We start from the raw sequence: 10670 nt of genomic DNA on the forward strand, positions 1-10670 counted from the left end.
TTGACGGGTTGACAGGTTAACAAGTTGAAAAGTTGATAGGTTGACCAGTTGACAAGAGGGCCGCGTCGAGGCTCTTTGCCCTCTGCCCTCTGCCTTCAGCCCGTTGGCTATTGCTCATTGCCTTTCCCCCAGTATCTTTATTGCATGGTAAAAAAGTTACTACTGCTCTTTTTCCTGTTCATATATAAAATTGTTCCGGCGCAATTAACCTATCAAACCCTGTTTGTGGATTATGACAGCGCCTGGACGTACAAAAATTTAAAGATCATTCCCATCAGGCCAAAGGGACCGGGCGGTGCTGGCCCGGAAGCGCCCGATTTGGTTTCTTTGAGCCGGGCCATTGCCAGTGGAACGGCTGTAGTAACCGAACGGGGCACCGCAGCAACGGAGAACGTACATTGGTTACGAATTAATAATAATGGCCCTAAACCGGTTTATATAAGCTCTGGCGAGATTATTTTGGGTGGCCGGCAAGACAGAATGGTAGCCAAGGACACCGTGCTGCCGCCTTCACCCAAAGATCAGTACGTTCCTGTGATGTGTGTGGAAGAGGGCCGGTGGAGTGAAAAAGAGAAAAAGTTTGCTTATAACAACTATGCCGATCCTGCCCTGCGAAAGGTGCTGGGGCAAACAAACAACCAGGTATTGGTTTGGAAGGAAGTATTTTCCCAGATGGAGCGAAGCGGCACCAAATCGGCCTCACTGGCTTACCTGGCCCGACGTAACGATAAAAAGTATACGCCAGAGCAGGATGCCTACATGCGTTTCTTTCAGGAGCATTTCAACAGGGGCGACAGTTCCATAACCGGTTTTGTATGTATGAGTGGCGATAAGGTGATAGGTTGCGATATATACGCCGGTAATAATTTATTTTATGGTGAAATGCAGCCATTGTTACATGGTTATATTGAAGAAGCGATCTCCTTTGGCAGTACGCCGGTGATCAAAGATGATAAAGTAAAAGAATATCTCCATCCAATACTAACCAGTGAACCTGCGCAGGAGGTATTTCTTAAAAAAAATGGAAAGGTGTATAAGTACAAGGAGAAAGTGGTACACATTACCGGTTACGCACAGTAAATTCAATTATTTTTGTTGCAGAGGACAGGAATAGCATGTTGTATTTTGTAAAAACACCCTGGTGGCTGAAGAAGCTTTATCCGAGTTGTGTTTGGGACATACCCGTTAAGGAGAAAACTTTGTATCTCACCTTTGACGATGGCCCCCACCCGGAAGTGACTCCATTTGTACTTGATCAGTTAAAGCAATACAATGCAAAGGGCACCTTTTTTTGCATTGGTAAGAACGTTGCCGCCCATCCGGAAATTTATCGTAGAATATTGGAGGAAGGGCATCGTACAGGTAACCATACCAATAATCATTTGAATGGATGGAAGGTTACAGATGAACTGTACCTCCAGAACATTCTGGCTGCAGGAAAATATATAGACTCCAATTTGTTTCGACCTCCATACGGCAGGATCACCCGATTTCAGGTAAAGCTATTAACGGGTATCCGTAACTCCCCGGTGAATAATAACTTCAGTATAATTATGTGGGACGTTCTCAGTGGTGACTTCGATGTTACCCTGTCAGGTGAGGCCTGCTTCTTAAACGTTATTAAAGGAGCACAACCTGGTTCCCTAGTCGTTTTTCACGATAGTGAGAAAGCCTTCCCCCGATTGAAAGAAGCACTCCCAAAAACATTGCAATACTTTAGTGAACAGGGATATCGTTTTGAAGCTATAGGTCTGTAAAAAACCAGCTAAAATTTAGTGGGAAAAGCAGGACTTTGCGACAGTATGTCCTAAAAAAAAGTTGGGCCTGGGTAGACACCCTGGCCCGTTTTTAATCCGTACCCTATGAAAACTGAATTAAAGGTATAAACTTTTTTGATTAATGCAAAGTAATTTCGTGGATCGAGCCATTTACCGTGAAAGAACCCTTATTATCGCAATTCCCTGTACCATAGTCCAGCACTGCCACCGCGTCATTTCCTTTGTTCAAGCTAAGGGTTCCTTTGGAGATCCACCGGCAGGAAAATCTTTTTAGCAAAGGAGTAGTAATAGAGGTTGACCATTGAAAGTACTTTCCGTTCAATTGCACCGATCCGGAAGCCTGGCCGGTTACATTGTATGTATCATCAACACCAATAAGCGGCGTAGCTCCACCCTCGGCCTGGGTTACCGTTTTTTTGCTATTCCATTGAATATTATCGCCGTTAGACTGACTCAGCTTTGCATTGATGACCTGTGTAGTATAACTTTTTTTATCGGATGTTCCGGTATTGGCAAGCTTATGTGTACCTTCTACTCTGATATTATCGAGATAATAATTATCGAAAACAGTGGTGGCGGAATTGCCTGAAATAAATAAGTTGCCGGTATAAACAACGGTGATCTTACCCTTGCGGGTTCTTCCATCGCGGGCATTACAACCGTTGCCAAAGTCGATGGTTATTTGTAAAGGGAACCGGGTTGCAGTAGTTAATTGTTTGATTGTCAAGGTATAGCAGGGGGTAGAATCAATCCCTTCCAGTCTTCCGGAGCTCACATCCATGCGGCCAAATACGCCTGTACCACCAATGCCAACCTCGGGACTGACGCCCATCACATTATTGAATACATCATCGAATACTTCTTCGGCGGTTGCATCTGACTCGGCGGCAGCCGATGCAAATGCTTCTTTCCCATTGGTGCCACTTTCATCATCCTGCTTTTTACAAGCCGATAACAAAACTGCGAAAAGACACAGGGTGGACAGTAAAGTTTTCATATGATGAACCATTGCGCTGTATGACGAAGGTGTATGTAAATAGTTTAAGAGAATCATAAATTTTTTTGGGAATTTTGCGGCCGATATGAATCTTCAATTAATTGATACTCACACCCATTTATACGGTGAGGAGTTTACAACGGATATTAAGGCAGTTATTGAGCGGGCTGAAAATGAAGGCGTTCAGCGTTTTTACCTTCCGGCTATTGATAGCGAGACCCACAATGCCATGCTGCAACTGGAAGCTGATTTCCCCGGTAAATGTTTTGCCATGATGGGGCTGCATCCATGTTCTGTAAAAGATGATTACAAACAGGAATTAGCACTGATAGGTGAATGGCTGGGCAAACGCCCTTTTAAAGCAGTAGGCGAAATTGGACTGGATTATTACTGGGATAAAACTTTTGTAGAAGCCCAGCACGAAGTTTTTCATCAGCAAATTGAATGGGCTTTGCAGTACCAGTTGCCGATTGTGATCCATTCCCGCGATTCGATGGCCGATAGCATCCGCATCGTTCAGGAGCACCAGAAAGGCAGCCTGCGGGGCATTTTCCATTGCTTTACAGGTACCCTGGAAGAGGCGCAACAGATCATTGACCTGGGTTTTTACCTGGGAATAGGGGGTGTGGTAACTTATAAAAATACCCATTTACGTGAAGTGGTAAAAGCCGTTTCCCTGGACCATTTGGTGCTGGAAACCGATGCGCCATACCTGACGCCGGTACCTTTCAGGGGAAAAAGGAATGAAAGCAGTTACCTGAAATATGTGGTGGAAAAGATTGCCGAGGTAAAAGAAATACCGGTTTCGGCCGCCGCAGCCGCTACTTCAGAAAATGCGAAAAAAATATTCGGGGGCTAATGATTGAAACTGTATTTTTGCTGCCCTTTTAAAAGGAGACTTGTCCGAGTGGTTGAAGGAGCACGCCTGGAAAGTGTGTATACGGGAAACCGTATCGAGGGTTCGAATCCCTCAGTCTCCGCCTTCGCCCGCCGAAGCTTTAGCGTAGGCGGGTTCACCCTGGATTTTTTAGATCGTTGAATTTTGGCGGGCTTCGGCGGACGCGGTCCGCTAATACATATCGCAAAGGCATTTAGCACGTAGGCTAACTTAGAGCGCAGTCCGCCGCATCATTTAAGGCATAGTAGCAGATTTAAACCAAAATAATCTGTTATGTACTATGTTTACATTCTTCGCTGCTTTGATGGTTCCACCTATACAGGTTGTACACAAGACCTAAAAGAAAGATTTCAAAGACACACCAATGGACATGTACCTGTAACAAAGCCTCTTTTACCTGTACAGCTTATTTTCTATTGTGCTTTCAAAGACAAATACAAGGCTTTTGCATTTGAAAAATATCTAAAGTCTGGTTCTGGTAGAGCATTTATGCAAAAGCGATTTTTATAAAACATTCTGTTAAACTTTCCCCCTCCATCACGGCATTACCAAAACGCCGCACCGGCAACCCTCAACAAAAAACTACTACTGGTAATAAATAAAAATGGAGTGACATACCTACACCAGAAATAAAAGGTACTTTTAACCGTTCTCACCTAAAATACCCAATATGTCAAAAGTCATCTTCAATAATAAGAACGCAGTTTTCTTTCAGTCTTTGAAAATGGCTACAGACAGATACTTCAAGGAAAAAGAATTAAAGAAGACCGGTACCTGGGGTTTGTATTCAAAAACCATTATTCTGATTGCTGTCGCCATTACATTATATGTTTTGTTAATTTCTTTCACCCTGCCAGTAGCAGCAGTTATTTCAATGGCCCTGGTATTGGGTTTTTTATCTGCCTGTATAGGGTTCAACGTTATGCACGATGCCAACCATGGCAGCTATTCCTCAAAAAGCTGGGTAAACGATATGCTGGGTTTAACTTTAAATGCCCTGGGCGGCAACAGTTTTATCTGGCGACATAAACACAATATTATTCACCACACGTACCCGAATGTTGACGGCATCGATGATGATATCGCTAAATCGCCTTTTATAAGAATGTGCAGCTCGCAACAATGGGTACCGATGCACAGAATTCAGCATATATACACACCGCTGTTGTACGCCATCAGTTCTATGATCTGGATCCTGTTCCAGGATTTTGAAAAATATTTCAGGCAGAAAGTACATAATACAGAATTGCAGAAAATGAAAACATCGGACCATATTGTTTTCTGGATCAGTAAAGTGCTGTACCTGTTTTTTTACATTGCGTTGCCGATTATTCTTATTGGCTGGCAGCAGTGGCTGATGTTTTTTTTAAGTCTGCACATTGGGTTGGGTTTTACCCTGGCTATTGTGTTTCAACTGGCGCATGTGGTGGAAGAAACTGAATTTACGTTTGCTCCCTTGAACGAAACAACACAAATTGAAAACGAATGGGCCATCCATCAGTTGAAGACCACATCCAACTTTTCACCCAATAATAAACTGGTTTCCTGGTTCGCCGGTGGGTTGAATTATCAGATAGAGCACCATCTGTTTCCCCGCATCAGTCATATTCATTATCCTGCCCTGAGTAAAATTGTAAAAAGTAAGTGTGAAGAATTTAACATTCCATACAATTGTATACCCTCGTTCAATGGGGCAGTGCAATCCCATTTCCGGTTTATTAAATTGTTAGGAAGAAAACCCTGATCTTACAACATTCAAATAAATAAAAAGCCTCGATGAGCTAAAGCTATCGGGGCTTTTTATTATGATTATATTTTTCTTTTAAACTACCGCACTTTCTTCCTTCGTAGGTACTGTACGCAGCGGGTTCCTGGTCCCTTTTGCTTTCTTCTTTTTCCTTCCCATCCAAATTGAGAAACCTGTTATTGGCAGCGAGAATGCTACCATGGCGGCAATCAGCACCAGGATCTGTGTTGGCCAGCCAAACAGTTTGCCGGTATGAATGGGTAAGTTCATGCGGCGGATCTTGTTGCCTGTTGATGAATTTTTAAACAGGGATTCTTTGAGCAGGCGGCCGGTGCCTTTTTCAAAATAAAGTACATCGATCACATTATCTACAGCTGCTTCCCGGTTCATTTTATTAACTGTAATAGCCAGGCTGTCTTTCTCGGGCAACAGAATGGTGACGCGTCCTTTGTAGGGCAGCTTCGCATTTGCCTGCTCGTACAACGATTCGTAGAAGCCGGCTTTAATAGGCGCTTTAATGGTATTGGAAGGGGCTTCTTTTTTAGGTGCTGGTTTGCCGTCGGCTAACTGGTATACGAAGTTGCTGAACCAGGGATAAGCAAACACCATCCCTGTTAATGAAATACACAACAACACCAGGTGTACATAAAAACCACCTACTGCATGCAGGTCCCAGTTCAGCCGTTTCCATTTTGATGACCAGGCAATGCGGGTGCGTTGTTTCAGTATATGCCAGCGTTTGGGCCACCATAAGATCAAGCCGGTAATGACCATGAGCACAAAAATGAGACAGGAGGCGTGGGTGATTACTTTGCCTGTTTCATCCATACATAAATGACGATGCAGGTTCAGTACCACCCCAAAAAAGCGTTTATCAAATTCCCTTGCCCTGATTATTTTACCGGTATACGGATTAACGGCAATGTGCCAGGTATGTGTTTTTTTCTTTTTGGCATAGAAGATCACTGACTGTTCAGGCGCCTTGCTCTCCAGGTACATACGGGTTACCTTTATAGAAGAGTCATACGCTTTGGCAACGTGGTACATACTGTCTAACGATACCCGTTGTGCATTTTGTGGTACGTCAACAACGTAAAAATCTTTGTTGGCCCATTCGTCCAGCTCATCTTCAAACACCAGCAGTATGCCGGTGCCTGCTACAATCAACACCACCAGCCCAGATGCCAGTCCTAACCATAAATGCAGTTTGCCAAAAATCTGTTTCAACGTCATTGCTAGATATTATATAAAAATAAAAAAAGAAGTCCCGTTGTGACGAGACTTCCACTAATCAGAGCCTTAATCTGGCTGTATTTGTCGTGGCATATATACAACCAGATAAAGGCTTAATATTTACTTAACCAGAAGTTCCACCAAAATTGCTAAACAGCAAAGAAATCCGGATACTGTCTGCAAGGGATAAGTAAAACCCTTAGTGGGCACTAACTGTGTACACTCATGTAAAGAACTTAGGTGCCTGACGGCTAAAGGTCTCAAATTACCGATTAAGTCGCTGACCAAACGACATTTAGGCCTTAAAACGTATAAGCTACGGTTGCCAGCCAGTTCCGGGGTGCCCCGGGGAATAATCGTACATAATCGTAACCACCAACCCAATACGTTTTATCCAGGATATTGTTCAGGTTGAACTGGATCTGGAATTTATCAATTTTATAATATAAGGCTGCGTTCAATAATTCATAACCCGGAATGGTTTGGGCCTGGTTCAGTGACAGATATCGTTTTGAAACGAAGTTGGCGCCTGCGCCTATTCCAAATCCTTTCAACCCGCCTCTTTTGAAAGAATATTTTGTCCAGATGTTGCCCTGGTTTTTGGGTGCATTGGGTTTTTGCTGGTTTACAAAATCTTTATCGGCGCCACCTGCTTCTGTCAATTTTGCTTCGTTATAAGCATAGTTCAGCACTACATTCCAGTTGTCGGTCAGTTGCCCTACCATTTCAAATTCAAAACCTTTCGAGGTTTCTTTTCCTATTTGTATCATACTGTCAACAGGCGCCGGCGCCGGTGCAGGATATAAAGCATTTAACTGCTCGATCCTGTATATGGAGGTAGTTATTGATAAATGTTTGTTGAACCATTCTGATTTAAAACCGGCTTCCACCATGTTGCTTTCCAGTGGATCGAATGGTCCGCCGGAAGTAGGTGAGAAAGCTGATGTAGGTTGCGGGTTGTAACCCTGGGTATACATGGCGTACGCGTTGATGTTGGGCGTTACTGCATATACCACACCTAAACGGGGCAATAATGCTGTTTGGTTAACCTTGCTTTCCTCGGCCTTTGTATAATTCTTTCTGTCGGTGTACCACTCATAGCGCAAGCCCAATAACACCTGTAATTTCCCGAGCGTGATCTGGTCCTGCACGTAAGCGCCATTCAGGTAGTTATAGTGAGGAATGGTAGATTCGTTGGAGGCCGGTGCATATACGTATTTGGAAACATCTTCGATGTTGTGCTCATTCTTTGCCAGATCGTATGTGGGTACGTTGGGCTTCATTAGGTTTAAGGTGGTGTCAACGCCATTGATCTGGGTTTTGTATTTATAGGTTACAAAGTTGGCCGAGTCTTTTGAGCTGTACGCGGCTGTTGTACCGTCTTTTTTCAGATAGCCCGACGCGGTTAGCTGTGCGGCGCCAATAGGTAATTTGTCCTGGGCATAGTCATAACCTATTACAATCTTATGTTCCAGGATGCCCGTATTCATCTTGTGGGTGAAATAGGTGGAGATGTTATCGTTGAAGGCCCTTGACTTTCTGTCGAACACCTGGCGTTCGATCAGGAATGGCACCTGTTTACCATAAATATCCCTTGCGTACGTATTGGAGCTGCGGTGTTCAAACAGGTCTTCAGAATAGCTGGTTCTGATAAAAGCTATGTTGAAGGAGGTGTTGCTGGTGAAGTTGTGTGTTAATGAAGTGGTGATGCTGTATTGTTCTTCATTCAAATGATCGTTCACCGCATTCAATGATAAGGAAATGGGCGTTGAGTACAGATCGTCGGTGAATACTGACTGACCACGATCTATACGGCTGTTCGATTTATTGTACACCAGGTCAAAGTTCAACCGGGTTTTATCTGTTGGTAAAAAGCTGATGGAGGGCGCCAGTACAATGTTCTTTTCAAACTGCAGGTCGCGGAACGACTGGGCATTTTCATAGGCAATGTTCATGCGGTACAACAACGTTTTGCTATCGTTCATGGGGCCGGTTGCATCGGCCAGTGCCCTGAATGTATTGAAACTGCCGGTGATAAAGGAAACGGAATTTCTGGTTTGATCGAGGGGCTTTTTGGTTACCCGGTTAATGGTACCCCCGGGAGAAGCGTTCCCAAAAAGCGCTGATACCGGTCCTTTGATCACTTCTACTCTTTCCAGGTAATTAGCCGGTGGTTGTTTCCAGAAGGAAGAATTGGCTCTTAAGCCGTTTACCAGCATGGTGGCATTGCTTGAAGAAACCCGGAAGCCTCTGATGGCAATGTCGTTATTGGCGGTAAACTGGTTTACCCCGCTGAAATTCTTTACTACATCACCTACGCGGGCAGCCGCCTGGTCCTGCATCACTTCTTTGGTAACATAACTTACCGATTGGGGCAGGTCTTTCAGGGGTGTAGCTGTTTTGGAACCGATGAAAGAAGTAGTGTTCTTGTAGCCGGTTTCGCGGCGGCCGGTGATCTCTACCTGTTGCAGTTCATATTGAGTGGCTTTCAGGGTAAAGTCTATGGTTTGGTTTTCTCCTGCAGTAAGACTTACTTTTTTAATGGCAGGTTCATAACCAATTAAAGAAACCTGTACCGTATAGGAGCCGGGATTCAGATTTATTAATTCGTATTGTCCGGTTGAAGTGGTAACGGTGCCTATTTTTTTTCCTTTAATGAAAACAGAAGCGGAAGTAAGGGTGTCGCCTTTTTCGTTTTTCACAATACCTTTTACAGTGGCCTGTTGAGCTATTCCATGTAGTGTTGCCAGTAGTAACAGTGCTAAAGCGTAAATTCCTTTCATGTGGTTTGCGCAAATGAATTTGCGCAAAGTTCTCCCAAAAGGGTGTTCCCGGCTTACGCAATAGGAAACACCATTTACGCAATCAGGAAAGATTTCTGCAATAGCTCTTTAGCAAAACAGCTGTTAGTTATTCGGATTTGTTCTTCTGAACGAGGTATAACCCGGCCAGCGTCAACAGCATTCCGATAATGGTTAACAGGCCAATGGGTTCCTGCATCATAACACTGGCTATAATAAACCCGAACACCGGGCAAAGGAATAACCAGAAGGAAGCTTTTACCGCATTGTCTCTCAACAGGTACAACCAGAGTTGAACGCCAATGATGGATACGGGGATGGCCAGCCACAGCACGGGTGCCATCATTTTAAAACCCCATACATTTTTTGTTTTATCATACGTGGCAATGGCTACAGGTAACAGAAACAATCCACCCAACAGGGTTTGCCAGCCATTGATGGTGAGTATATGCAGATCGCCCCATTTTTGTTTGGAGAAGTAAATAACACCGGCTGAATAAATGATCATGCTAAGCATTAACAAACTAATGCCGCCGGGTGTGGCAAAGCTGTGTTTGAACAAAGGCCAGGCAGCCAGTAGTACGCCACCCATACATAAGAGGAGACTGGCGATGGTAACCAGCCGTAAGCGATGACCGAAGATCAGGGTAGCCATCAGGCTGATGAGCACGGGATTGGTGGCAATGGCCAGGGACCCTAAACCAGCCGATACGTGTTGCATGGCCAGTACATACAATCCCAGGTACAGCGAAATATTCAGCAGGCCATAGATGGCTAATTGTTTCCATTCGTTTTTTTGCGGAAGCCGTTTGCGTAAAATGCCATGTGAAATGAGCAGCATTAATAAACCGGCAATAAAAAAGCGGGTTATACAAATCACAAATGGTTGTGCCACCTGCAAGCCAAATTTGGTGGCTACGGCAGCAGAAGGCCATAACATGGCAAATCCTATTCCTATTAAAAACCATAACCAGCCTGCCGATTTCCTGTTGTTGTTTACGGGTTCCCCTGTCTGCTTCAATGCTTGAATTTTTGGTTGGCAAAAATAACTCTAGTTGGTGAAATGGTAAAAAGAGCGAGTGGGGAGCAGGAGGTAAGAAGTAGGAGGTAGAACGTAAGATGTAAATCACCTTCGCCAAGGCTACGGTGATCGTCTCCTGCGCTAAAGTTTCGGCGACCGAAGGTCTCCTACGCCAAGGCTTCGGCGACCGAAGCA

The 10670-nt window shown here is 44.3% G+C and carries 9 protein-coding genes and 1 tRNA gene; 6 read left to right on the top strand and 4 right to left on the bottom strand.

Annotated elements, in window-relative coordinates:
• Positions 1 to 144 precede the first annotated feature (144 nt).
• Together BMX95_RS06380 and BMX95_RS06385 are read left to right on the top strand one after the other, a co-directional pair.
• Positions 145 to 1080 carry an ARPP-1 family domain-containing protein gene (locus tag BMX95_RS06380; protein ID WP_081201141.1) on the top strand — a complete coding sequence of 312 codons (936 nt, stop codon included), beginning with the start codon at positions 145 to 147 and terminating at the stop codon, positions 1078 to 1080.
• 35 nt (positions 1081 to 1115) lie between these two features.
• Positions 1116 to 1757, top strand: a complete 642-nt coding sequence (locus BMX95_RS06385; RefSeq protein ID WP_081201142.1) for a polysaccharide deacetylase family protein — start codon at positions 1116 to 1118, stop codon at positions 1755 to 1757.
• A 139-nt stretch (positions 1758 to 1896) separates the two neighbouring features.
• On the opposite strand, the gene BMX95_RS06390 is transcribed toward BMX95_RS06385, so the two are convergent.
• The gene (locus tag BMX95_RS06390) at positions 1897 to 2775 is read right to left on the bottom strand and encodes a hypothetical protein (protein WP_081201143.1); all 879 of its coding nucleotides are present in this window, start codon (positions 2773 to 2775) and stop codon (positions 1897 to 1899) included.
• 85 nt (positions 2776 to 2860) lie between these two features.
• Here BMX95_RS06390 and BMX95_RS06395 point away from each other — a divergent pair, with 85 nt between their 5' ends.
• The 4 genes from BMX95_RS06395 (at position 2861) to BMX95_RS06410 (ending at position 5417) form a co-directional block, all read left to right on the top strand.
• Complete coding sequence (locus BMX95_RS06395; RefSeq protein ID WP_081201144.1) at positions 2861 to 3634, top strand: TatD family hydrolase; 774 nt, start codon at positions 2861 to 2863, stop codon at positions 3632 to 3634.
• Between the two features lie 34 nt (positions 3635 to 3668).
• Positions 3669 to 3755 (top strand) — tRNA-Ser (locus BMX95_RS06400).
• A gap of 191 nt (positions 3756 to 3946) precedes the next feature.
• Positions 3947 to 4183: a GIY-YIG nuclease family protein gene (locus BMX95_RS35805; protein WP_081201145.1), complete on the top strand. Its 237-nt coding sequence runs from the start codon at positions 3947 to 3949 to the stop codon at positions 4181 to 4183.
• A 160-nt stretch (positions 4184 to 4343) separates the two neighbouring features.
• A complete protein-coding gene (locus tag BMX95_RS06410) occupies positions 4344 to 5417 on the top strand; it encodes a fatty acid desaturase family protein (RefSeq protein ID WP_081201146.1) in 1074 nt (357 codons plus the stop codon).
• Between the two features lie 78 nt (positions 5418 to 5495).
• Here BMX95_RS06410 and BMX95_RS06415 read toward each other — a convergent pair whose 3' ends face one another.
• The 3 genes from BMX95_RS06415 to BMX95_RS06425 form a co-directional block, all read right to left on the bottom strand.
• A complete protein-coding gene (locus BMX95_RS06415; RefSeq protein WP_081201147.1) occupies positions 5496 to 6653 on the bottom strand; it encodes a PepSY-associated TM helix domain-containing protein in 1158 nt (385 codons plus the stop codon).
• Between the two features lie 302 nt (positions 6654 to 6955).
• Positions 6956 to 9436: a TonB-dependent receptor gene (locus BMX95_RS06420; RefSeq protein WP_081201148.1), complete on the bottom strand. Its 2481-nt coding sequence runs from the start codon at positions 9434 to 9436 to the stop codon at positions 6956 to 6958.
• A gap of 127 nt (positions 9437 to 9563) precedes the next feature.
• Positions 9564 to 10475, bottom strand: coding sequence for a DMT family transporter (locus BMX95_RS06425; RefSeq protein ID WP_081201149.1), 912 nt, complete (start codon positions 10473 to 10475; stop codon positions 9564 to 9566).
• Positions 10476 to 10670 lie beyond the last annotated feature (195 nt).

The sequence above is a fragment of the Niastella yeongjuensis genome (assembly GCF_900110245.1).
GTDB classification, from domain to species: Bacteria; Bacteroidota; Bacteroidia; order Chitinophagales; family Chitinophagaceae; genus Niastella; species Niastella yeongjuensis.

Bases quoted from the DNA above. Each gene is read 5' to 3' on its own strand.
- BMX95_RS06380 (WP_081201141.1), top strand. From the start codon at position 145: ATGGTAAAAAAGTTACTACTGCTCTTTTTCCTGTTCATATATAAAATT.
- BMX95_RS06385 (WP_081201142.1), top strand. From the start codon at position 1,116: ATGTTGTATTTTGTAAAAACACCCTGGTGGCTGAAGAAGCTTTATCCG.
- BMX95_RS06390 (WP_081201143.1), bottom strand. From the start codon at position 2,775: ATGAAAACTTTACTGTCCACCCTGTGTCTTTTCGCAGTTTTGTTATCG.
- BMX95_RS06395 (WP_081201144.1), top strand. From the start codon at position 2,861: ATGAATCTTCAATTAATTGATACTCACACCCATTTATACGGTGAGGAG.
- BMX95_RS35805 (WP_081201145.1), top strand. From the start codon at position 3,947: ATGTACTATGTTTACATTCTTCGCTGCTTTGATGGTTCCACCTATACA.
- BMX95_RS06410 (WP_081201146.1), top strand. From the start codon at position 4,344: ATGTCAAAAGTCATCTTCAATAATAAGAACGCAGTTTTCTTTCAGTCT.
- BMX95_RS06415 (WP_081201147.1), bottom strand. From the start codon at position 6,653: ATGACGTTGAAACAGATTTTTGGCAAACTGCATTTATGGTTAGGACTG.
- BMX95_RS06420 (WP_081201148.1), bottom strand. From the start codon at position 9,436: ATGAAAGGAATTTACGCTTTAGCACTGTTACTACTGGCAACACTACAT.